This window comes from Pseudalkalibacillus sp. Hm43, assembly GCF_054170705.1.
On sequence record NZ_CM135129.1, the window covers coordinates 2,318,093 to 2,341,320 of the forward strand.

A 23,228-nucleotide genomic window follows, 5' to 3' on the forward strand; every position below is an offset into this window, starting at 1 on the left:
TTTTATGCAATTTTCAACGTAAAAATCAGGCTGGTGAAAATACACGTATCTTTGGCATTTTATAATATTACCATAGACCCAAAATCGAGTCAACATCTTTTCGAACGAATGATATAGTAGCCTTTTTTCCTTTCTACCATTTCTACTTCATCGAAAATGGATTCCAATTTATCCATTGCAGATGGAGCCCCTTGTTTCTTTTGGATCACAATCCACAATTCCCCTCCAGGCATAAGGTGGTCGTATGCTTTTTCAAAAATGGCATGCACCACATCTTTACCGGCACGAATCGGTGGATTGGTAAGGATACAACTATAATTTGTTTCTTTCACGTTTTCAAACAAATCGCTCTGATAGATTTCTACGTTGTTGATCTGGTTACGATCTGCATTCTTTTTTGAAAGTTCGATCGCCCGTTCATTCACATCTACCATCGTCACTTTGGTTTCAGGATACGACGCCGCTAGCGACAAGCCGATCGGTCCATATCCGCAGCCCATATCGAGCATGCCCCCTGTAACTTGCGGTTTCGTGAAAGATTCAATCAACAAACGGCTGCCAAAGTCTACTTCATTCTTCGAAAACACACCAGAATCTGAGTAAAAACGGATCGTTTTCCCCCTCAGTGTAAAAGACCAATCTTTTCGATTGCTTTCTGATGTCGGTTTGTTTGAGTAATAATGATCTCCCATATTGCCATCTCCTTAGACAATGCGATCATAGGCTTCTATCATTCTTTATGACTCTTTTCATGGTTTCATATACCTTTATAACGATTTCTCCGAAATCATTTTTTAAAGAATCATCAACTCTAGTTCAAACGAGAGTTGATTCTTTTACATGAAAAAAGCCCGCGTATCACGCGAGCTTCTTTTGTAAAGTAATTCGTAGAATTACTTAAGTTCGATCGTTGCTCCAACTTCTTCAAGCTTAGCTTTCATTTCTTCAGCTTCTTCTTTAGCTACGCCTTCTTTAAGTGGCTTAGGAGCTCCGTCAACTAGTTCTTTAGCGTCTTTAAGTCCAAGACCAGTGATTTCACGTACTACCTTGATAACTTTGATCTTAGAAGATCCAGCACTTTCAAGGATTACGTCGAATTCAGACTTCTCTTCAGCAGCACCTTCAGCAGCGCCACCAGCTACAGCTACAGGTGCAGCAGCAGTTACTCCAAATTCTTCTTCGATTGCTTTTACTAGATCGTTAAGTTCTAGTACAGACATTTCTTTGATTGCATCAATGATTTGCTCTTTACTCATTGTGAAAATCCTCCTATTAATTCTTATTAGTTTTATTTAAACAAACGATTCGGTCAATCTGAAATTCAGATTATGCACCTTGCTCTTCTTTTTGATCTGCAACAGCCTTCGTAGCCAATGCGAAGTTACGCATTGGTGCTTGAAGTACGCTAAGCAACATAGAAAGAAGTCCTTCGCGAGATGGAAGTTCCGCAAGTGCTTTGATGTTTTCAACAGATGTGATTTGTCCTTCAACCACACCAGCCTTGATAACAAGTGCTTCGTGCTCTTTTGAAAAGTTGTTCAAAATCTTCGCTGGAGCTACAACTTCGTCTTCACTGAAAGCGATCGCTGTAGGACCAACTAGAGTTTCGTTCAACTCAGCAAGACCAGCTTCTTCAGCTGCACGACGAGTCATCGTGTTCTTGTATACCTTGAAAGTGACACCAGCTTCACGAAGTTGCTTACGAAGTTCTGTAACTTCTGCAACATCTAAACCACGGTAGTCCACAAGGATTGTCGTTTTGCTGTTCTTCAATTGATCAGCAATTGTTGAAACCAACTGTTTCTTTTGCTCAAGTACGCTCATTTCTACACCTCCTGTTATTTCATACCGTAGTGATTTTCATCATGTAAAAAGCCTTCATGTCAGTAGACATGAAGGCGTAGTGTTATAAAATCATAGCAATGTATGAAATCCCAACACACCTCGGCAGGAAATTAAGCGATTGTTCGCACCTACTGTCTACGGTATGACCTATTCAATTTCCAAAAGCAATTATAACCCGGGTGTGCGAGAATGTCAACAGCTTATTTTACGTTGAAGCTGTTTGGTGTAACTTTGATTCCAGGTCCCATTGTAGAAGCGATCGCAATGTTCTTGATGTAAGTTCCTTTAGCAGCTGATGGCTTCACTTTGATCAACGTGTCGATGATCGTAGTCAAGTTCTCAGTAAGCTTTTCGTTATCGAAAGAAACTTTCCCGATTGGTACGTGAACATTACTTTGCTTGTCTACACGGTACTCGACTTTACCAGCTTTGATTTCTTGAACAGCTTTTTCAACTTCGAATGTTACTGTTCCAGTTTTCGGGTTCGGCATCAAGCCTTTCGGTCCTAGGACACGTCCAAGCTTACCAACCTCTCCCATCATGTCTGGTGTTGCAACGATTACGTCGAACTCGAACCAACCTTGGTTGATCTTGTTGATGTAATCTGCATCTCCAACATAGTCAGCTCCTGCAGCTTCTGCTTCCTTCGCTTTTTCACCTTTTGCAAATACAAGAACACGTTGTGTCTTACCAGTTCCGTTAGGAAGTACAACTGCTCCACGTACTTGTTGGTCAGCTTTCTTAGGGTCAACCCCAAGGCGGACAGCAACTTCAACTGTTTCGTCGAAGTTCGCTGGAGCTGCTTTTTTCACAAGCTCAATTGCTTCGTTTGCGTCATATTGAACGGAACGATCAACAAGCTTCGCAGCTTCTTGATACTTCTTTCCTTTTTTAGCCAATTTAATTTCCTCCTTAATTGTGGTTTTTACGGAATATCCTCCCACTTTTGCGCCTGTTCGGCGCCATAAGAAAGGTTGCGAAGCTCGCAACCTTATGTGCTATGCATGATTAGTCTTCGATTACAATACCCATGCTGCGCGCAGTTCCTTCTACCATTCTCATGGCAGCTTCAACGTCTGCAGCGTTAAGGTCAGGCATTTTCGTTTCAGCGATTTCTTTCACCTTATCACGCTTCACCGTCGCAACTTTGTTGCGGTTCGGCTCACCGGAACCTGACTCGATACCTGCTGCTTTCTTCAACAAGACTGCAGCTGGTGGAGTTTTTGTAATGAATGTAAATGAACGGTCTTCAAACACCGTAATTTCAACCGGAATAATCATACCAGCTTGATCAGATGTACGAGCGTTAAACTCTTTACAGAATCCCATGATGTTAACACCTGCTTGACCCAATGCTGGTCCTACTGGTGGTGCTGGGTTTGCTTTCCCTGCTGGGATTTGCAATTTAACTACCTTAATTACCTTTTTAGCCACGTGACACACCTCCTTAGTCCGTGATGTGGTATATTGGGCTCTTTTGGCCCTCCCACTCATAAAAACGAGCCTTCAGATTTCGAAAGCTCCCCGTTTTGTTTTATCGGGTTATTTCAAACATTAAAATTCTATCATTTCTTTTTGTGTTTTTCAACGGTTTCTTAAAAATTCCTTACCATCCCGTTAGAACAGCTATAAGAAATGACAGAATCCATACTTACTTAAGTCAGTTTATCGACCTGTGTAAAGCCAACCTCAACCGGTGTTTCACGGCCGAACATGTTGACGTGGACTTTCAGCTTTTGTTTGTCGGCATCTATATCTTCTACAGAGCCAACGAAATTCGCGAAAGGACCTTCTTTGATCTTGACGCTTTCTTTAATCTCAAAGTCTACTTCAGCTTTCGGCTTCTCCATACCCATGCTATGAAGGATACGGTCCACTTCTTCCGGTAAGAGCGGCGTCGGCTTTGAGCCTGACCCAGTCGAACCTACGAACCCAGTCACTCCAGGTGTATTTCGTACGACATACCAAGAATCATCTGTCATGACCATTTCCGTCAAGACATATCCAGGGAAAACTTTCTTCATAGCTGTTTTCTTTTTGCCGTTTTTGATTTCTGTCTCTTCTTCTTGCGGGACGAGCACGCGGAAGATCTTGTCCTCCATACCCATTGACTCAACGCGTTTTTCCAGATTCGCTTTAACTTTATTCTCGTATCCAGAATACGTGTGTACTACATACCATCTTTTTTCCATAACTTGTGAGGACATGGTCGTCCTTTCCCTCCCAAACGGATTTACTTTACCATTGTAGCCATTTGTATTTCAGCTTAATCAGCTAGATTCTAGTTTTCCAGGAATGTTTCAATTACCCAACTTAATCCTAAATCAATTACAGTAAAGAATAAAACGATAAATAACACAGTCGTAATGACCGTGATCGTATAACGAGTCAATTCCTTACGGTTTGGCCAAGAAACACGCTTCAGTTCCTTGACGACATTTGAGAAAAATCTACCAGTCTTTTGTACAATTCCAGCCATCATCTTACCCCCAGAATAAATTGGTTATGATAAAAACTCATTAAAACATTCCGCTTTGCCTACGCTTCGTGAATAACAAGTCTAAAATGAAAAACTATTGCTGAATACAGGCAACACGGTTCTATTTATTTGAAAATTGATCGGATTTTATTTCGTTTCACGGTGCACAGTGTGCATTTGGCAATGCTTACAGAACTTCTTCATTTCAATACGACCTTGATCGCTGTCCTTGTTCTTCGCAGTCGTATAATTTCGTTGTTTACATTGTTCACATGCAAGTATCATTTTCGTGCGCATCTGTAACCCTCTCCAGAAAACCGTTAGACCCGAATCAAGTCCGAGTTTTATCCATACTATGTCCATTTTATGCTATACACTTTATCATAGGGGTATAGTCCTGTCAACGCGTCCTGAACGTTCCAAGCCTGTTGTAACAAGAGTTTTCCTGCGTTGATTTCATCGAAATTCACTCGTTTTCCGCGGGTGAACCGCGAGCCTCCTCACTTCCACAGGATGTGGTGGCTTCGACGTTCATCACAGGACGTGATGGTGTTTAGTCGAAGATCCTATACTCGTAAATTCCGTTTGAAATCAACAGTAATGGTTGTTCAGTACTTACCCCAAGAAAAAAACAGGGAAGGATCCCTGTCGAAGTATTCTTACATTTTAAATTACACTTTTCCCTGCTTGAAGCGGTAGGTCATAAGCCGACTTCTCTAAGCTCAAGATACCTTTCCAACTTCCGTTTAACCCGTTGCAGGGCATTGTCGATTGATTTCACGTGACGATTCAAATCAACAGATATCTCTTGATAAGATCGCCCATCTAAATACAACATCAAAACTTTTCGTTCCAAATCACTCAGAAGCTCCCCCATTTTGAGCTCGATATCATCAAATTCTTCCTGATTTATGATCAGCTCTTCGGGGTCTGTTACCCTTGATCCACATATGACGTCTAGTAACGTTCGGTCCGATTCTTCATCGTATATTGGCTTATCAAGTGATACATATGAATTCAGCGGAATGTGTTTTTGTCTCGTTGCCGTTTTAATGGCGGTGATCATCTGGCGGGTGATACAGAGTTCAGCGAAGGCTTTGAAAGAAGAAAGCTTGTCCTCTTTAAAATCACGGATAGCCTTATACAGACCAATCATACCTTCTTGAATGATGTCTTCGCGATCAGCACCGATCAAAAAATAAGACCGTGCTTTAGCGCGGACGAAATTCTTATACTTGTTGATTAAGTATTCAAGTGCGGCGCTTTGTCCTTCGTGAACCTGCTCCACAATCGACTCATCTTCAAGCTCGTCAAATTCCGGGTGTACAATCTCTTTGAGTTCTGTGCTCACGAGAATCCCTCCGACCATGGCGACCTATATATAGAAATATTATACAGTAGGCATTCGACAAACGTCAACCGCTCAACGGTCCCCTCGGCGCCATTTTTCAAAAATTTCAGCCACTTCATCGGATAAAGTCAGGCTGGATGACCGACGTTGTTTCTTCATGTCATCCACCTGTCTGCTGATCCTTTTTTCGATCTGATTTACTTCTATAGCAAGCTCTCGCGCCGATTTCCTAAGCGCTCCGAGACCGAAAGTTACCCATTGTTCCAGGAAGTCAGAAGTCGCTACATGGATCTTTGTGCGTATGTCTTTTAATTCTTTTGCTAATTTTTCAATTCGCTCATCTGCTGATTCATTTTCTTTTGTAAAAATGACCTCGATCCGGTAATTCTTATATTTCGTCTCCGTCCCTGGGACGAAGTGTGCATCGAAAACGACAATGACTCTCATGCCCGTATACGCCTGATATTCAGCCATCTTGTCCACCAGAATGTCACGTGCGGCTGCAAGGTCTTTCTCTCTTAAAACTCTGAGCTCCGGCCAATCCCCTATCATGTTATAACCGTCTACCAAGAGAATTTCCATTGTTATTCCCCTGCTGACATGCGCTGACGATAGACCTCGTACATGAGTAGACCGGCTGCAACCGATGCGTTCAGAGACGTTACTTTCCCCTTCATCGGTAATGAGACGAGGAAATCACACTTTTCCTTTACGAGTCTGCCGATTCCTTTACCTTCACTTCCGATTACAAGGCCGATCGGCATATCATACCGTGCTTGTGTGTAATCTTGATCACCTTTTGCATCAGTAGCGACAAACCAGACACCTCTGCCTTTCAAATCTTCAATGGTCCGGGCGATGTTGGTTACACGGACAACAGGTATATATTCGATTGCACCTGTAGATGATTTGGCAACGGCAGAAGTCAGTCCAACCGCTCTTCGCTTTGGAATGATGACGCCATGTGCACCTGATGCATCCGCCGTCCGTAAGATAGAACCTAAGTTATGTGGATCTTCGATTTCGTCCAATACGAGGAAAAACGGATCCTCGTTCCGCTCTGATGCTAGTTGGAAAATGTCTTCGATGTCCGCATAATCATAGGCCGCGACATAAGCCAATACACCCTGGTGATTGACGCCTTCTGCTAAGGTGTCGATTTTCTTTTTCGGGACATATTGGACTTGGATCCGCTCTTTCTTTGCTAAACTGATGACTTGTCCGATTGAACCTTTCTGAGCCCCTTCTGCCACCATGATCTTATTGATATCCCGACCAGATCGAAGGGCTTCGAGGACTGGATTACGTCCGATTACAATATCGTTATTCAACTGATTTCCCTCCTTCTGCTTGTTCAATGATCGAGATGGATTGACGAATGATATCATCCATACGTTCTTGTTCTTGTGACAAATAAAGAAAACCGATCAAGGCTTCAAAAGCCGTCCCGTAACGGTATGTCTGTATATCGGTGTTCTTTGGTACTGCGCCCATCTTACTGTTCCGCCCGCGGCGGACAACCCCTTGCTCCTCTTCTGAAAGTTCCTGTTGCTCAAGCAACGCTAAAATAGCGATCGCTTGAGCCTTTGCAGAAACATATTTTGTAGCAAGTTTGTGGAGTTGTTGTGGTTTGACCTCACCTTTTCCTAACAAGTAAGAACGGATATATACTTCAAAGACGGCATCTCCCATGTAAGCGAGAGCTGATGATTTTAATAATTTTGGATTGGAGACTGCTCCACTGTATGGTTCCTTCATGATTTTCGTTTCCACCTGACACCTTGTGGAGTATCCTCCAGGATGATCCCTTGGTCAGCGAGATCGTCACGGATTTGGTCTGCGAGTTGGAAGTTCTTTTCTTTACGCGCTTGATTCCGTTGTTCTATCAAGGACTCGATTTCTTCATCCAACAAGTCTTTTGCTTGCTTCAATTCAAGACCCAACACATCGCCGAATTCATCAAAGAGTGCAACGAAACGCTCCAGCACCTTAACTGTCGTATTTTCCTCTTGAAGGTAGACGTTAGCCTCTTTCGATAAGTCGAACAATGTTGCAATGGCATTTGACGTGTTAAAATCATCGTCCATCTCTTCGATGAATCTTAATTTGTACTGGTCGATCTTTTCAAGCCATTTCTCATTTTCAAGACCAAGATCCGCACTATGTGTAATACGATGTTCGAGGTTTTCAACAGTCGTACGGATACGTTCGAGACTCGTCTTGGCGCTTTCCAGCAGTTCATCCGTAAAGTTGATCGGATGACGATAATGGACGTTCAACATGAAGAATCGGAAGGCTTGTGGATCATACTTTTGGATCAAATCGTGCAGTAAAATAAAGTTGCCAAGAGATTTGGACATTTTTTCATTATTGATATTGATATACCCGTTATGCATCCAATAATTCGCCATCGTCTTCTCATTGAGCGCTTCGGATTGGGCGATTTCATTTTCATGGTGTGGGAATGACAAGTCCTGCCCACCCGCATGGATGTCAATTGTATCCCCAAGATACTTCTTCACCATCGCCGAGCACTCGATATGCCAACCAGGTCTCCCTTGCCCCCATGGGCTCTCCCAATAGATTTCTCCCTCTTTCGCAGCTTTCCAGAGAACAAAGTCTAGTGGATCTTCCTTATTCTCTCCCACTTGAATTCTTGAACCTAAGCGGAGTTCGTCGATGGATTGATGAGAAAGCTTACCATACTCATCGAATTTTTTCGTACGGAAATAGACATCGCCTCCAGAAGCATATGCATAATCTTTCTCCACGAGCTTTTCAATGAATGCGATGATGTCTTCCATCGTATCCGTCACCGTCGGATGGAGATCCGCTTTTCTTACGTTCAGAGCGGAAGTGTCTTCGTGATAGGCTTCAATGAATCGTTTGGACAATGTCGGCACTTCTTCGCCTAGTTCATTCGCAGCTTTAATGATTTTATCATCGACATCGGTAAAATTAGAGACGAAATGTACGTCATACCCTCGATATTCCAAATAGCGACGAACCGTATCGAAAACGATTGGAGGGCGGGCATTTCCTATGTGAATATAGTTGTAAACGGTAGGTCCGCACACGTACATCTTTACTTTTCCTTCTTCGATCGGTTGGAAGGTTTCTTTTTGTCGTGTCAAAGTATTATAAATTTGTATGCTCAATTGTGCCCACTCCTTTTCATTTGTTCGATTTCTTCTTTCAAACGTTCCAATTCATTTTCCATCTGCTTGAATTTATCCGAAACAGGATCGGGTAATTTATGATGGTCCAGATTGCCTTTGATTTTGACGCCATCCTGAATGACGACTTTCCCCGGTATACCGACGACAGTAGAATTCGGCGGTACATCTTGCAAAACAACAGATCCGGCACCGACTTTAGAATATTGCCCGATTGTAATCGAACCCAAAACCTTCGCACCTGTTGCAACCAATGTATGATCCTCAAGTGTCGGGTGACGTTTCCCTTTTTCTTTTCCGGTCCCGCCTAATGTCACGCCCTGGAACAAGGTGACATTATCGCCGATTTCACACGTTTCCCCGATGACGACCCCCATGCCATGGTCGATAAAACATCGTCTACCCACCTTCGCTCCAGGGTGGATTTCAATTCCGGTGAAAAAACGGCTGATTTGGGATATGACACGAGCAAGAAAGAACATTTTCTTTCTCCAGAACAGATGTGCAAACCGATGCGCCCAGATCGCATGCAAGCCGGAATAGGTCAAGATCACCTCGAAATAACTACGGGCAGCTGGATCCTGGTCAAACACCACATCGATATCTTCCTTCAAGGTCTTAAACATGAACGTCACGCCTCCTCTCGAGTATTTTCTATGATTATCAGAATGATGATCAGTGATTTCTTTCAAAAATAAAGTTTAACGATACTTCCTTTGCACCAATGGCACCACTGAAATAAGGACACCTTCGAGTATTCTTCACTGCTCCCCTTTAAAAAAATCTTTGACGAGTGTAACGAGTATCTATTGGGTAAATTGAATACGTCAAGTTTACTTGTAAGGATTCATTTAGACCCAATAGATGTAAAGGGGAGCAGTTTTGAACCGAAAATAAAAAAACGCCTCTGTGACAACAAATCACAGAGACGCTTACGGCGCGGTCCCACTCTGTTTAGAAGAATCAAAACAACCCTTCCCTCTCAGGCTTCCTCTAACGGTGGAAGAACCGCCCCCACCTACTCTATTTCAACAGGGGTCTCTGAGGTGCATTTCAAGAGTCGACCTTTAGACCACTTTCACCATATGTGGCCCTCTCTGAAAAAGGAACGAGCTTCTTTACTTCTCCTCATCGTCGATTTAACGTTTCATGTTTTCTTTACTATATTATATTTTATTCAAAATGTGTATTATTTACTTCGCAAATTGTTGAACCGCTTCATCCAGTCTTGAAAGGACGACCTCTTTTCCAAGTAGAGAAAGAGAGTCTGGCAGTTCAGGTCCGTGGGTTTGCCCAGTCGCAGCGACACGAATCGGCATGAACAACTTCTTGCCCTTGTGACCAGTCGCTTTTTGTGTTGCTTTGATTGCAGCTTTAATTTCAGCAGGCTCGAACGTTTCCATCGGTTGAATTTGATCTTTCAATCCATTCAACACTTCCGGAACTTGCTCTTCACTTAAAATCTCCGCTGCTGCATCGTTGTATGCAACCGATTTGTTAAAGAAGAGCTCAGTGAGAACTACGATTTCCGCACCATGAGAAAGTTGCTCTTGATAAAGAGATACGAGCTTCTTCACCCACTCGTCTTCTTCAGGTGTACGATCTTCTGAAATGCGACCCGCTCGCTCCAAGTGAGGCACAGTCAACTCAAGAACACGATCAAAGTCTGCATTTTTGATGTACTGGTTGTTCATCCACTCGAGCTTCTTCGTATCAAAGACAGCTGCTGCTTTGGACAGACGGTCTGCATCAAAGATTTCAATGAACTGCTCTTTCGTGAACAATTCTTCTTCTCCTTTTGGAGACCACCCAAGTAGTGCGATGAAGTTGAAGAGTGCCTCAGGCAGGTAGCCAAGGTCTTCATATTGCTCGATGAACTGGATCGTAGACTCATCCCGTTTACTTAACTTTTTACGATTTTCATTAACGATCAATGTCATATGTCCGAATTTCGGTGGTTCCCAGCCGAATGCTTCATAGATCATGAGCTGTTTCGGTGTATTGGAAATATGATCATCCCCACGCAATACATGGCTGATCTTCATATGGTGGTCGTCAATCGCAACCGCATAGTTATAAGTCGGGATGCCATCTTTTTTGACGATGACCCAATCTCCGATACCATTCGATTCAAATGTCACTTTCTCTTTGACGATATCGATGAATGAATATTCTTTGTCACGAGGAACCGCAAAACGAATACTCGGTTTCCTTCCCTCACTTGCAAGTCTTTCTTGCTCCTCTTCTGTCAGATGACGGCATTTCCCGGAGTAACGTGGCATTTCTCCACGTGCTTGTTGAGCTTCTCTTTCCTGCTCAAGTTCTTCCTCAGTACAGTAACATTTATATGCAAGACCACGGTCTAGAAGATCTTGATAATGTTCACGGTAAATATCAAGACGTTCCATTTGTCGGTATGGTCCATAATCTCCACCAACATCAACGCTCTCATCCCAATCGATTCCGAGCCATTTCAAATAGTTCAGCTGGCTGTATTCTCCGCCTTCCACATTTCGTTTCTGGTCGGTATCTTCAATACGGATGACGAATGTTCCGTTTTGACTGCGTGCGAATAAATAGTTGAATAGCGCTGCACGTGCATTTCCTATATGTAAATGTCCAGTCGGGCTTGGCGCATAACGTACTCTAACTTGATCTGACATGAGTTCATCTCACCTTCCACATTCTTTTGTTGATAGTTTATCATAGTTCAAAATCGTAAACCTATGTATGTCCAACAGGTTTATTTTTCCATAAGCACAACCGCTTGTGCTGCAATTCCTTCGCCTCTACCGGTAAAACCGAGTTTCTCAGTTGTCGTCGCCTTCACGTTCACTTGATCGAGTTCCGCTTCTAATAGTTCAGCAATTACTTTACGCATGTCGGAAATGTGCGGCGCCATCTTAGGTTGTTGTGCAATGATCGTCGCATCTACATTCCCTAGGGAGTAGCCTTTCTCTTTCGCTAATTGGTAGGCACGTTCCAATAGAATCTTAGAATCAATGTCCTTGAAATCGGCGCTCGTATCAGGAAAATGCTTTCCAAGATCCCCTTCCCCGATCGCTCCAAGAACGGCATCTGTAATCACATGCAATAATACATCGGCATCGGAATGACCGAGCAATCCTTTTTCATGCGGAATGGTGACTCCACCGATAATCAATGGTCTTCCTTCTATCAACTGATGTACATCGAATCCTTGTCCAATTCTAAACATTGCTTTGCTGCTCCTCCCTCTCACGGATGATCGCTTTCGCGAACAATAGATCTTCTTGTGTCGTCAGTTTGATATTCAGATAATCCCCCTGGACGATTGAAACTTCATATCCGATATGTTCCATTAAGCTTGCATCATCTGTTCCAAGATATCCATTCTTCACAGCTCGTTCGTGTGCTTCCAGAATTAGAGGCAGATGAAAAGCTTGTGGGGTTTGAACCCCCCACAAGCTACTTCTGTCTACAGTCTTGACGACTTTTTGCTGTTCAATTTGCTTGACCGTATCCTTGATCGGCACACCGAGTACAGCGGCTCCGCTATCTACAGTTTCCAACACAAGGTTGTGTATCGACTCGATGGAAACGAACGGGCGGGCACCATCGTGGATCAGCACGAGCGGATTATTTTCAACTGCCTTCAAACCTTCAAAGACACTATGCTGACGTTCCTTTCCTCCAGGAACAATTTTATCCACTTTATTCACTTGATGCTGATCGACGAGAAGACGAAGGTCATCCAACTCATTCTCATTTCCGACCAAGATAATCCCGCTACACCATTCATCCTCCTGAAAAATGCGTAAGGTATGAATGATCAATGGTGTGCCATCCAGCATCAAAAACTGTTTATTCTTTCCTGCCTGCATTCTCTTCCCTTGACCTGCAGCAGGTATGACTACGACATAATCCACGATTTCTCATCTACTTTCAGAAAGAATTACAATGCCTTTTCCAACAACTTAGGCTTTGCAAAAATCATTCGACCAGCAGATGTTTGCAAGACACTCGTGACGAGGACTTCGATAGTTTTACCAATGTAATCCCGACCATCTTCAACGACGATCATCGTTCCGTCATCAAGATACCCGACACCTTGGTTCTGCTCCTTGCCGTCTTTAATGACCTGTACATTCAACTCTTCACCAGGTAGGACGACCGGTTTGACAGCATTGGCTAAATCATTGATATTGAGGACCGGTACACCCTGGAACTCACATACTTTGTTCAAGTTATAGTCATTTGTTACGACCATACCTGATACGAGCTTTCCGAGCTTGACCAGTTTACTATCCACTTCTTGAACGTCCTCGAAGTCGCCTTCATAGATTTCAACTTTAATGGCGAGTTCTTTTTGGATCCGATTGAGGATATCCAAACCTCTTCGACCGCGATTTCTTTTCAGAACATCCGATGAATCCGCAATGTGCTGCAATTCTTCCAGGACAAATTGTGGGATGACAATCGGACCTTCCAGAAATCCTGTCTGACAAACATCTGCAATTCTACCGTCAATTATGACACTCGTATCAAGGATTTTCAACACGCTGCTGTTCTCTGACTTTCCTTCTGCTTCCGCTTCCTTTTTCTTGTTGGCAAAGCGGGCTGACGTAAACACATTCACAAGCTCTTCACGCTTTTTAAACCCGAAACGGAAACCGATATAACCTAGAAGGGCTGTACAGAAAAAGCCGATGACATTCACGACGATACTGAGCTCCATACTATTCAAAGCGAACATCGCGAGATAAGCGACGACCAATCCGAAAATAAGACCGAATGAACCGAACAACACATCTGCGACAGGTGCTTTCATCAATGATTCTTCAATCCATTGAATGAAACCGACAATATAATCTGCTAACCAAAACGTGCTGACAAAGAATAATAATGCGCCAATGATCGAACCGATATAAGGTGATGTTATAAAACCAGGTAAATCTCCTAAATTGACCAAATCATTTAATATTAGAATAAGTTCAGGTACATATAAATAACCTAGTGTTCCACCAACGATAATGAAAAATAATTGAACAATTCGTTTCAGCAAAATTGTTCACCTCCTTCTCTTCATTATAGACATTTCAATAGATTTGAAACCTGCTTATCTCTAATTTTACATAAAATAACATGTAAATTACAAACCTTTTGGGCAAGTTCTTCTCTTCCAAATTTCCTCAAATATGACGATCAAGGAATAATTGCTCCTGAATCCGCTTCAGGCCGTCTTTAATCTTACGGGCACGGATTTCTCCGATGCCTTCTACATCATCCAGCTCCTCAATCGATGCCTTGAGTGTCATTTGTAAATGTTCAAAATGGTGGACCAGATTTTCAATGATCAAAGACGGCAGACGAGGAATCTTATGGAGTATACGATACCCTCTAGGCTTGACTGGTTCTTCATAGATATTCGAAGATGGCAGGTAGCCTAATAACCGCACAATCGCATTTTCTTCTAACAATTCTTCACTGGAAAGCTTCTTCAACTCATTGAGGATGTAGAACGGGTCGACTTTTGAATCCTTTGAATAATCTTTGATGATCAGAGCGGCTTCCGACTCAATGTTCGCGACGAGTTCTTCCATTTGCATGCTGATCAGTCGCCCTTCGGAACCAAGCTCGTTTACATACTTGATGATTTCATTCCGGATGCGCAGCACCATTTCAATCCGATGGATAACCTGTGATACTTCCTGGAAAGTAACAAGTTCTTCAAACTCTAATGCGCCAAGATCAGTCAAGCTCTGATCAAGGACAGACTTGTATTTTTCCAATGTCTGTAAGGCCTGATTCGCCTTGGTTAAAATCACACCGATATCTTGAAGGGAATAACGGATATGCCCTTGATATAAGGTGATGACACGTCTCCGTTGAGAGATGGATATGACCAAATTCCCAGTTTGCTTCGCAACGCGTTCTGCCGTCCGGTGACGAATTCCCGTTTCTTTCGATGGAATCGTTGTATCGGGGATCAGTTGAGTATTGGCATATAAAATCTTGTTTCCTTCGTCATTGAGGATGATTGCACCATCCATTTTCGCTAGCTCGTATAAATAAGCGGGAGAGAAGCGACAGTTGATTGAAAAGCCGCCATCAACGAGTTTTTGCACTTTCTCGTTAAAACCGACAACGATCAATCCACCTGTTTCAGCACGTAACACGTTGTCAATCCCATCACGCAATGGTGTTCCCGGTGCAACATATTGTAGCATTTTACTTACGATCAACTCCCTCATCGCAGTATCCATACGTTATCCTCCTTGTGTATGACGTAGTGCATCCTGGACAGTCGCTACACCTACCACTTCAATGCCTTTCGGTACTGTCCATCCACCAATGTTCTTCTCTGGAAGAATGACACGTTTGAATCCGAGCTTAGCCACTTCATGGACTCTTTGCTCGACACGAGACACTCTTCGTACCTCTCCTGTCAAACCGATCTCGCCGATAAACACATCTGTCGGGTTCGTTGGTTGATCCCGAAAGCTCGATGCGATACTCATAGCAATCGCTAAATCAATGGCTGGTTCATCCAGACGGACCCCTCCAGCGACATTTACGTAAGCATCTTGATTCTGCATCAATAAGCCGACTCGTTTTTCAAGGACGGCCATCAATAACGAGACTTTATTATGGTCGATTCCGTTCCCCATCCGTCTCGGGTTACCAAAGCTTGTCGGTGAGACCAACGCCTGAATCTCGACCAGGACAGGTCTCGTACCTTCCATAGAAGCGACGATCGCAGAACCTGCCGCTCCGTTCGAACGTTCCTCCAAAAAGACTTCAGAAGGGTTTTCTACTTCATCCAACCCTGCCTCTTTCATTTCAAAGACTCCGATTTCATTCGTCGATCCGAACCGGTTTTTCACCGCTCTTAAAATCCGGTACGTATGGTGCCGTTCTCCTTCGAAGTAAAGGACCGCATCAACCATGTGCTCAAGCAATCTCGGTCCGGCAATGGACCCTTCCTTCGTAACGTGTCCGACAATGAACGTGGCGATTCCATTCGACTTGGAGATTCGCATGAACTGGGAGGTACATTCCCGGACTTGCGATACGCTCCCTGGAGCAGAGGTCACTTCGGATCGATAGACCGTCTGAATCGAGTCGATGATCAACAATGTCGGTTTAATGTCTTGTATCGCCTTCTCGATGAGATCCATATCGGTTTCAGCATGGACATAGAGCTGGTCTTGATTGATTCCAAGCCGCTGTGCCCTGAGCTTCGTCTGTTTGATTGATTCTTCTCCTGAAATATACAAGACTCGTTGAGAGGATTCTGCAAGTTTTGCTGAGGCCTGTAATAGCAACGTCGATTTCCCGATTCCTGGGTCCCCGCCGACAAGGACTAGGGAGCCAGGCACGACACCGCCACCTAGTACTCTGTTCAACTCATTGATCCGCGTATCGATTCTCGGTTCTTTTTCGCTCTTGATTTGAGAGATCGGTTCAGGTTTTTGACTTGTCGTATTCCCCGTCTGAAAGGATCTTCTATGCCCTTTATCCGGCTGGATGATTTCTTCGACCATCGTATTCCATTTATTACAACCAGGACATTTCCCCATCCACTTAGGTGAATCGTACCCACAGTCCTGACATAAAAACACGGTTTTTTTCTTAGCCATTATTACTATTCCCCATTTCCCTGACATCTTCCGTATCGTTTTAAGTTACTGCCATCATATCACAAACGCGTCAGGGAACACCTTATATATGTATTGTATTCGATAATCTCGAGCATATGGGTAAAACCGCTCGATTGTTATAAAGTGTTAAGGAAATGAGACCTGTCCTTGTCAGGCGTAATTGTTGATGGTAATGGGAATTCCCATCCAATAAAAAAGCCAGACACCACATATGGTGCCTGACATTTTTTATGATTTCTTTACGTACCTGCTCCGACCGTATTCACTGTGAAGTCATTGTTCTCCACATCGATCTTGACGGTTTGCCCTTTTGCGATGGTTCCTCTGAGCAACTCTTCAGAGAGGCGGTCTTCAATCTGACGCTGCAATGCACGACGTAGTGGACGTGCACCATAGTCTGGATCGTAGCCTTCATCCGCAATCTTATCAAGCGCTGCATTCGTCAACTCGATATCTATGCCTTGTTCAGAAAGCCGCTTCTGAAGCTGGTTCGACATCAAGCTGATGATGTGCTTGAGGTGTTCTTTTTGAAGCGTATGGAACACGATTGTCTCATCGATACGGTTCAAGAACTCAGGACGGAATGCTTTTTTCATTTCATCCATGACCTTCGATTTCATGTTTTCATACTCTTGGTTCTCAGATTGTGCTGTGAATCCAAGACTCTTACCTCGCTTCAACGTACTTGCTCCGACGTTGGAAGTCATGATGACGACGGTGTTTCGGAAGTCTACCGTGCGTCCTTTCGAGTCTGTCAGACGACCATCTTCTAGCACTTGAAGTAAGATGTTGAACACTTCAGGGTGCGCCTTTTCGATTTCATCCAGAAGGATGACGGAATATGGGTTACGACGGACCTTCTCGGTGAGCTGGCCGCCTTCTTCGTGACCGACATACCCTGGAGGTGAACCGACAAGACGGCTCGTTGTATGTTTTTCCATATACTCGGACATATCGATACGGATGATGGAATCTTCATCTCCGAATAACGCTTCCGCCAGCGCTCTCGCCAATTCCGTTTTACCGACCCCTGTTGGTCCTAGGAAAATGAAGGAACCGATCGGTCGTTTCGGATCTTTCAAGCCTGCGCGTGCTCGACGGATCGCTTTGGAAATCGCCTTCACCGCTTCGTCTTGACCGATAACGCGGTCATGCAAGATGGATTCCATATTCAATAGTCGTTCCGTTTCCTCTTGCTTCAGCTTGGATACCGGAATTCCAGTCCAGTTTGCTACAACAAGCGCAATATCTTCTGGAGTCACTTCTGTATTTTCTTGTCCTTGTTTTTCTTTCCAGCTGTTTTTCGTCGTTTCTAGCTCTTCTCTCAACTTCTGTTCGGAGTCTCTGAGAGATGCTGCTTTTTCGAACTCCTGACTTTGGACAGCTGCGTCTTTTTCCTTACGTACACCTTCGAGTCGCTGTTCAAGCTCTTTAAGATTCGGTGGTGCTGTATAAGAGCGTAAGCGAACTTTAGAAGCCGCTTCATCAATCAAATCAATCGCCTTATCCGGAAGGAAACGATCGGAGATATAGCGGTCTGATAGTTTGACAGCTGCATCGATGGCATCATCTGTAATCGTCACCCGATGGTGTGCTTCATAACGGTCACGTAGCCCTTTCAGAATTTGAATGGATTCATCATTGTTCGGCTCATTGACTCGGATCGGTTGGAAACGACGCTCCAATGCCGCATCCTTTTCAATGTATTTACGGTATTCATCAAGTGTCGTCGCTCCGATACATTGCAACTCACCGCGAGCTAACGCAGGTTTAAGGATGTTGGAAGCATCGATTGCACCTTCTGCTCCCCCCGCTCCGATCAACGTATGAAGCTCGTCGATGAAGAGAATGATGTTACCGGCCTGACGGATCTCATCCATGACCTTTTTCAGACGGTCCTCAAACTCACCACGATATTTGGTACCCGCAACGACTGTACCCATATCGAGTGTCATGACGCGCTTATCACGTAACGTTTCTGGTACTTCGTTATTGATGATCTGTTGCGCCAAGCCTTCTGCAATCGCAGTTTTACCAACACCTGGCTCTCCGATCAGTACCGGATTGTTCTTCGTACGACGGCTCAACACCTCGATGACACGTTCAATTTCCTTGCTTCGGCCGATGACAGGGTCAAGGCTACCATCTCGAGCAACAGCCGTCAGGTCTCTTGCAAGACTATCAAGTGTCGGTGTATTCGCATTGACTGATGAACCTCCAGCTGAAGAGGAAGATTCATTGCTACCAAGAAGCTGCAATACTTGTTGGCGAGCTTTGTTAAGGCTGACTCCAAGGTTATTGAGGACGCGCGCTGCTACCCCTTCTCCTTCACGGATCAAACCTAATAATATATGTTCTGTACCCACATACGAGTGGCCGAGTTTACGAGCTTCATCCATTGATAGTTCGATGACTTTCTTCGCTCGTGGAGTATAGTGGATCGTTTGAACCGACTCCTGACCTTTACCGATGAGGGTTTCTACTTCTTTTTGAATCTTTTCAGGACTTAAACCAAGAACAGAAAGTGCTTTTGCAGCTATTCCTTCGCCTTCACGAACCAGGCCGAGCAGGATATGCTCTGTACCTACATTATTATGACCTAAACGAATCGCTTCTTCTTGTGCAAGTGCAAGTACCTTTTGAGCTCGTTCAGTAAAACGTCCAAACATCATCGTGATCACCTTCCTATTCGTTGTTCTTCTCTAACTTCAATCTTTCGCGAATCAATGTAGCACGTCGGATATCCCTCTGATCCGGGGTCAATGTCTCCCCCGCATACTGTTGTAGAAATCCAGGTTGGGTAAGTATCATTAGTTCATTCAATATTTTCCGTGAAATCCCTTCTATCATTTGCAAATCAATTCCGAGTCTAACATCCGACAAGCACTTCGTCGCTTCTTTCGACTGGATGATTCGACTGTTTTCGAGGGTACCCAGGGAACGGTATACCCGGTCTTCAAGCTGTATTCTCGAGGTTTCGAGCAAGTTATTTCTGGCTGCTCTCTCTTCCTCAATGAGCTGCATGACGACTCCTCTTAAATCTTCGACAATATCCTGTTCTGATTTACCGAGGGTCATCTGGTTGGAAACTTGGAAGACGTTACCTTGTGCTTCGCTTCCTTCACCATAAATTCCTCTTACGACAAGCCCTAACTGGTTGATCGCGGGGACGATCCGATGCATCTTCTGGGTCATGACCAGTGCGGGTAGATGCATCATGACAGAAGCTCGCATTCCAGTACCGACATTGGTCGGGCAGCTCGTTAAATATCCATGCCTTTCATCAAACGCATAGTTCACCTTTTCCTCAAACCAATCATCGATTCCACTCGCTAATGTCAGAGCTTCCGATAATTGAAAACCTGGGAAAAGACATTGGATGCGAATATGATCCTCTTCATTGATCATGATGCTGATCGATTCATCCTCACTCATCAAAACAGCTGAATGCTTTGGTTCATCAGCAAGGTTCGGGCTGATCAAATGTTTTTCGACGAGCACTCGTTTTTCGATCGGTTTCAATTGATCCACATCGATATACGATAAGCTGCCTACACTACCATATGCCTGATTTTCATAATGATTGCGGATTTGTTCGTTCACTTCTTTGGACTGTTGCTCGTTTGCAACCAGGGGAAAGACGTGATTTTCGAGATTACGGGCTAACCGGATCCGACTGCTCAATACAATATCCGAGTCTGGTCCTTCCCGTTTCATCCATGGACTGATGGCTTCACTCATGAATCTTTTCAACGACACCGTCAATCCCTCCCCTCAAGCCGCTTTTGCATAGAACGGATTTGGTCTCGTACATGTGCTGCTTCTTCAAACTCTTCTTCATTAATGAGCTGTTGTAATTTTTGTCTAAGCTGATCGATTTTTTTCCGTTCCAACAAATCATTTCCTAGACGTTTCGGAATTTTCCCTGAGTGGTCCGTGTTGCCTCCATGAATCCTTTTAAAAACCGGATCGAGTTTCGATGCGAATGTCTTATAACATTCCGTACACCCGAACCGACCGATTTTCGCGAACTCAGGATACGTCATGCCACACTTCGAACACTGAGTGACCTGTTTGCTTCGTGGCGCAGCATTGGTCTCATTAAGTGGTTGTTCAAAATTCAATAACCCCGACAGCAAGTTATGAATCGAGAACGAATTAGAGCCTGGTATGAAGTCCCCTTTTTCCTTTGCACACTGTTCACAAATATGGAATTCGTTCTTTTCCCCGTTAATGATTTTCGTGAAGTGCAAAGTTGCTGGTCGTTGTTGACATTCTTGACAATACACGCCTTACACTCCCCTTTTTAGTTCTTATACTTTAAGCTGTAGATCATGGATTTCATCAGGTTTGCTCTGAGTTCATCTCGGTAAGGAAGCACGATATTGATGGTGGATCGATCGATTACACTCTTCATCAACCTTGCTTCACGTATACTGATGATTTGTTCTTCTAACAATCTATAAATGATGTTTTCAGCGGCAGACTCACTGATGCGGTTCTTAATCAATTTAAGGATCTGATCGAGCAGGATTGTCGTACTATCCGTCTCTACCTTAATGATCCGAATATATCCTCCTCCTCCTCTTTTACTTTCCACAATAAAGCCTTTCTCAATCGTAAACCGCGTATTGATTACGTAATTGATTTGTGAGGGGACACATTGAAACTTTTCAGCAATTTCACTGCGCTTGATCTCAATTTCCTTCTTGTTGCTTCCCTTTAAAATTTCTTTCAAATGCGCCTCAATGATGTCAGAAATGTTTTTCATCCCATCACAGCCCCTCCTTCTGCTCTGACTTTGACTTTCTTTGACTATAATTATATACAATTGGGTGCAAGTTGCAAAGTGTTTGATGTTTCTATTATAGACAGGGATTTTTTGTTATAAACTTTAGGTTTTGTTAAATTTGTTCGAAGCAGAAGGAAAGAAGATGCTTCCCGATTTTGCGGGAAGCATATGAAGAGAATGAGTGAAATTACTCTGTTGCAAATACTTTATGAACGTGATCGATCGATTGAATCTTGTCATATACTTCAGGAAGCTTTTTTGTGTTCGAAACTTGAATTTTAAAAGAATACTTTATCAATGAGGTCGATGCATCATTCGGATGATCGTCGATTGTCACGTGCGAGATGGGCACCTTGCACGATTCCAGTTCATTGATGATTAGAGAGAGTGGAACCTCTTTATTTTCTACAATCACCGTCACATGATGGAATCGCTGTTTACGTAGGTAGAGATCTTCAAATTTGTTTAAGAAAAGCAAGCTCAGGATCATGACAAATGTTGTGAAAATCGCTTCGTAATACATGCCGATTCCAACGACCAACCCTATACCTGCTACGACCCAGATGGAAGCAGCGGTCGTCAATCCTCTTACTGTAACGCCATGGACAAGAATCGTTCCTGCACCCAAGAAGCCGATTCCACTGACAACATAAGCTGGTAAACGGGATGGATCAAAGCCCTGGACTTGTTCATGTGTGGATAAGAAGTCTTCGAATCCGAATATCGATAAGAGCATCATGAGACAAGAACCTACCCCTACTAGCAGATGTGTACGGAATCCCGCAGGGTGTCGTTTGAACTCCCGTTCGATTCCGACGAGTCCGCATAATATAGCTGCGATGAGTAAGCGAACTGTAATGGTCACTGTTTTATCTGATATCCAATCATAGGATAATAAGTCCATTGTCATCTCTCCCAATATGTCTAATTATTATCATCTTATGGTTTATAGTATTCAATTATAGGCAATCGAGGGAAAAAGGTAAATGTGGAAGGTTGATTTCTTCGAAATTCAATCCCTTTCCGCGGGCGAACCGCGAGCCTCACTTCCACAGGATGTGGTAGTCTTTAGCCGATGATCCTTTACTTAATAACATTGGACCACGAGCTTAATAAAAATCTGGTTTTAAACCTAAAAGAATTGATTTAAAAGCGATTTATTACTCTTTGGAACTGTTTTTTGCGCAGAGGAGTAAAAATCACCTCTTTTGAAGAGAAAATGTTGTGGCATTTTCTCCCTTATTCCCTTCGTGAGAAGATTTTTGTTTCTCAATTGGGGAACTTTCAAGCTGACTTAGGGAATTTAGTAAAATGTTGCTACTTTTTCCTGCAATAAACGATGGATCTCATAGTCTCACTTCGATGATTAGACCTCCGAGCTTCTTTTGAAACACAAAAAAGAACAGCTTCGCAGCTGTCCTTTCGATGTGCCCGGCGATGTCCTACTCTCACAGGACTTGTACAGGATGTACTGACTTCGACGTTCAGCACAGGACGTGCTGGTACTTAGTCGAAGATCCTTTTAATAGTCCATTGACGCGCGAGCTTAACTTCCGTGTTCAGTCTTCGGCTTGCGATGAACGGCGGATCTCTTCGTCATCTGCACTCGCCTCCGTCCTCGCGTATATCATACGCTCCGGTCGTGGCTCTCTTGTTTCCTCGACCTCCTTGTTCCTCTCAACCCTCAACTTCGTAGCCTTTGGACCTTACGGTCCTTCTTTTGAAACACAAAAAAGAACAGCCTCATAAGGCTGCTCTGTTGTTGCCCGGCGACGTTCTACTCTCACAGGGGGAAGCCCCCAATTACCATTGACGCTGAAGAGCTTAACTTCCGTGTTCGGCATGGGAACGGGTGTGACCTCTTCGCCATCGTCACCAGACTATGAAGTTGAAGGAACCATTCCTTCAATACTAGATAACGGTTCTTGAAAACATCTTCGAT

25 protein-coding genes, 1 rRNA gene and 2 other annotated features are annotated in these 23,228 nt (G+C 43.7%); all 26 genes read right to left on the reverse strand.

Translation table 11 applies throughout. The features are described from left to right. Window positions 1–89: 89 nt before the first annotated feature. Window positions 90–692, reverse strand: a complete 603-nt coding sequence (locus ACXQIQ_RS12370; protein ID WP_439302376.1) for a class I SAM-dependent methyltransferase — start codon at window positions 690–692, stop codon at window positions 90–92. A gap of 201 nt (window positions 693–893) precedes the next feature. Then, a complete protein-coding gene (gene rplL / locus ACXQIQ_RS12375; protein ID WP_439302375.1) occupies window positions 894–1,256 on the reverse strand; it encodes a 50S ribosomal protein L7/L12 in 363 nt (120 codons plus the stop codon). A 70-nt stretch (window positions 1,257–1,326) separates the two neighbouring features. Beyond that, a complete protein-coding gene (gene rplJ / locus ACXQIQ_RS12380) occupies window positions 1,327–1,824 on the reverse strand; it encodes a 50S ribosomal protein L10 (protein WP_439302374.1) in 498 nt (165 codons plus the stop codon). Window positions 1,825–1,859: 35 nt separating this feature from the next. Continuing rightward, window positions 1,860–2,004 (reverse strand) — a sequence feature (ribosomal protein L10 leader region). A gap of 41 nt (window positions 2,005–2,045) precedes the next feature. Continuing rightward, window positions 2,046–2,744, reverse strand: coding sequence for a 50S ribosomal protein L1 (gene rplA, locus ACXQIQ_RS12385; RefSeq protein ID WP_439302373.1), 699 nt, complete (start codon window positions 2,742–2,744; stop codon window positions 2,046–2,048). A 109-nt stretch (window positions 2,745–2,853) separates the two neighbouring features. Next, window positions 2,854–3,279: a 50S ribosomal protein L11 gene (gene rplK / locus ACXQIQ_RS12390; protein ID WP_439302372.1), complete on the reverse strand. Its 426-nt coding sequence runs from the start codon at window positions 3,277–3,279 to the stop codon at window positions 2,854–2,856. A gap of 221 nt (window positions 3,280–3,500) precedes the next feature. Further along, window positions 3,501–4,037 carry a transcription termination/antitermination protein NusG gene (gene nusG, locus ACXQIQ_RS12395; RefSeq protein ID WP_226552378.1) on the reverse strand — a complete coding sequence of 179 codons (537 nt, stop codon included), beginning with the start codon at window positions 4,035–4,037 and terminating at the stop codon, window positions 3,501–3,503. An 89-nt stretch (window positions 4,038–4,126) separates the two neighbouring features. Beyond that, a complete protein-coding gene (gene secE / locus ACXQIQ_RS12400; protein WP_226552376.1) occupies window positions 4,127–4,324 on the reverse strand; it encodes a preprotein translocase subunit SecE in 198 nt (65 codons plus the stop codon). 147 nt (window positions 4,325–4,471) lie between these two features. Next, window positions 4,472–4,621 (reverse strand): 50S ribosomal protein L33, encoded by a 150-nt coding sequence (gene rpmG / locus ACXQIQ_RS12405; RefSeq protein ID WP_439302371.1) that lies wholly within the window; start codon window positions 4,619–4,621, stop codon window positions 4,472–4,474. Between the two features lie 403 nt (window positions 4,622–5,024). After that, window positions 5,025–5,675, reverse strand: a complete 651-nt coding sequence (sigH, locus tag ACXQIQ_RS12410; protein ID WP_226552372.1) for an RNA polymerase sporulation sigma factor SigH — start codon at window positions 5,673–5,675, stop codon at window positions 5,025–5,027. A gap of 72 nt (window positions 5,676–5,747) precedes the next feature. Continuing rightward, window positions 5,748–6,257 carry an NYN domain-containing protein gene (locus ACXQIQ_RS12415; protein WP_439302370.1) on the reverse strand — a complete coding sequence of 170 codons (510 nt, stop codon included), beginning with the start codon at window positions 6,255–6,257 and terminating at the stop codon, window positions 5,748–5,750. Between the two features lie 2 nt (window positions 6,258–6,259). Then, complete coding sequence (gene rlmB / locus ACXQIQ_RS12420) at window positions 6,260–7,006, reverse strand: 23S rRNA (guanosine(2251)-2'-O)-methyltransferase RlmB (RefSeq protein ID WP_439302369.1); 747 nt, start codon at window positions 7,004–7,006, stop codon at window positions 6,260–6,262. Then, window positions 6,999–7,433 carry a Mini-ribonuclease 3 gene (locus ACXQIQ_RS12425; protein WP_439302368.1) on the reverse strand — a complete coding sequence of 145 codons (435 nt, stop codon included), beginning with the start codon at window positions 7,431–7,433 and terminating at the stop codon, window positions 6,999–7,001. The genes rlmB and ACXQIQ_RS12425 overlap by 8 nt, the downstream gene beginning before the upstream one ends. Beyond that, window positions 7,430–8,833: a cysteine--tRNA ligase gene (gene cysS, locus ACXQIQ_RS12430; protein ID WP_439302367.1), complete on the reverse strand. Its 1,404-nt coding sequence runs from the start codon at window positions 8,831–8,833 to the stop codon at window positions 7,430–7,432. The genes ACXQIQ_RS12425 and cysS overlap by 4 nt, the downstream gene beginning before the upstream one ends. Beyond that, window positions 8,830–9,477, reverse strand: coding sequence for a serine O-acetyltransferase EpsC (gene epsC / locus ACXQIQ_RS12435; RefSeq protein WP_439302366.1), 648 nt, complete (start codon window positions 9,475–9,477; stop codon window positions 8,830–8,832). Before epsC ends, cysS begins: the two co-directional genes overlap by 4 nt. Window positions 9,478–9,772: 295 nt before the next feature. Further along, window positions 9,773–9,995: a binding site (T-box leader), on the reverse strand. A gap of 49 nt (window positions 9,996–10,044) precedes the next feature. Then, window positions 10,045–11,514, reverse strand: coding sequence for a glutamate--tRNA ligase (gltX, locus tag ACXQIQ_RS12440; protein ID WP_439302365.1), 1,470 nt, complete (start codon window positions 11,512–11,514; stop codon window positions 10,045–10,047). Between the two features lie 80 nt (window positions 11,515–11,594). Then, window positions 11,595–12,068, reverse strand: a complete 474-nt coding sequence (gene ispF, locus ACXQIQ_RS12445; RefSeq protein WP_439302364.1) for a 2-C-methyl-D-erythritol 2,4-cyclodiphosphate synthase — start codon at window positions 12,066–12,068, stop codon at window positions 11,595–11,597. Beyond that, a complete protein-coding gene (gene ispD / locus ACXQIQ_RS12450; RefSeq protein ID WP_439302363.1) occupies window positions 12,061–12,759 on the reverse strand; it encodes a 2-C-methyl-D-erythritol 4-phosphate cytidylyltransferase in 699 nt (232 codons plus the stop codon). Before ispD ends, ispF begins: the two co-directional genes overlap by 8 nt. A gap of 26 nt (window positions 12,760–12,785) precedes the next feature. Then, window positions 12,786–13,895, reverse strand: a complete 1,110-nt coding sequence (locus ACXQIQ_RS12455; protein WP_439302362.1) for a PIN/TRAM domain-containing protein — start codon at window positions 13,893–13,895, stop codon at window positions 12,786–12,788. 127 nt (window positions 13,896–14,022) lie between these two features. Then, a complete protein-coding gene (gene disA, locus ACXQIQ_RS12460; RefSeq protein ID WP_439302361.1) occupies window positions 14,023–15,096 on the reverse strand; it encodes a DNA integrity scanning diadenylate cyclase DisA in 1,074 nt (357 codons plus the stop codon). Window positions 15,097–15,099: 3 nt separating this feature from the next. After that, window positions 15,100–16,473, reverse strand: a complete 1,374-nt coding sequence (radA, locus tag ACXQIQ_RS12465; protein ID WP_439302360.1) for a DNA repair protein RadA — start codon at window positions 16,471–16,473, stop codon at window positions 15,100–15,102. Window positions 16,474–16,733: 260 nt separating this feature from the next. Further along, on the reverse strand, window positions 16,734–19,166 hold the full coding sequence (gene clpC, locus ACXQIQ_RS12470) for an ATP-dependent protease ATP-binding subunit ClpC (RefSeq protein WP_439302359.1): 2,433 nt from the start codon (window positions 19,164–19,166) through the stop codon (window positions 16,734–16,736). A gap of 13 nt (window positions 19,167–19,179) precedes the next feature. Beyond that, the gene (locus ACXQIQ_RS12475) at window positions 19,180–20,253 is read right to left on the reverse strand and encodes a protein arginine kinase (RefSeq protein ID WP_439302358.1); all 1,074 of its coding nucleotides are present in this window, start codon (window positions 20,251–20,253) and stop codon (window positions 19,180–19,182) included. Window positions 20,254–20,255: 2 nt separating this feature from the next. Next, window positions 20,256–20,783: a UvrB/UvrC motif-containing protein gene (locus tag ACXQIQ_RS12480; RefSeq protein WP_439302357.1), complete on the reverse strand. Its 528-nt coding sequence runs from the start codon at window positions 20,781–20,783 to the stop codon at window positions 20,256–20,258. A gap of 17 nt (window positions 20,784–20,800) precedes the next feature. After that, the gene (locus ACXQIQ_RS12485) at window positions 20,801–21,265 is read right to left on the reverse strand and encodes a CtsR family transcriptional regulator (protein ID WP_439302356.1); all 465 of its coding nucleotides are present in this window, start codon (window positions 21,263–21,265) and stop codon (window positions 20,801–20,803) included. Window positions 21,266–21,473: 208 nt separating this feature from the next. After that, on the reverse strand, window positions 21,474–22,190 hold the full coding sequence (locus ACXQIQ_RS12490; RefSeq protein ID WP_439302355.1) for an MgtC/SapB family protein: 717 nt from the start codon (window positions 22,188–22,190) through the stop codon (window positions 21,474–21,476). A gap of 860 nt (window positions 22,191–23,050) precedes the next feature. Beyond that, a 5S ribosomal RNA gene (gene rrf, locus ACXQIQ_RS12495) occupies window positions 23,051–23,166 on the reverse strand. Window positions 23,167–23,228 lie beyond the last annotated feature (62 nt).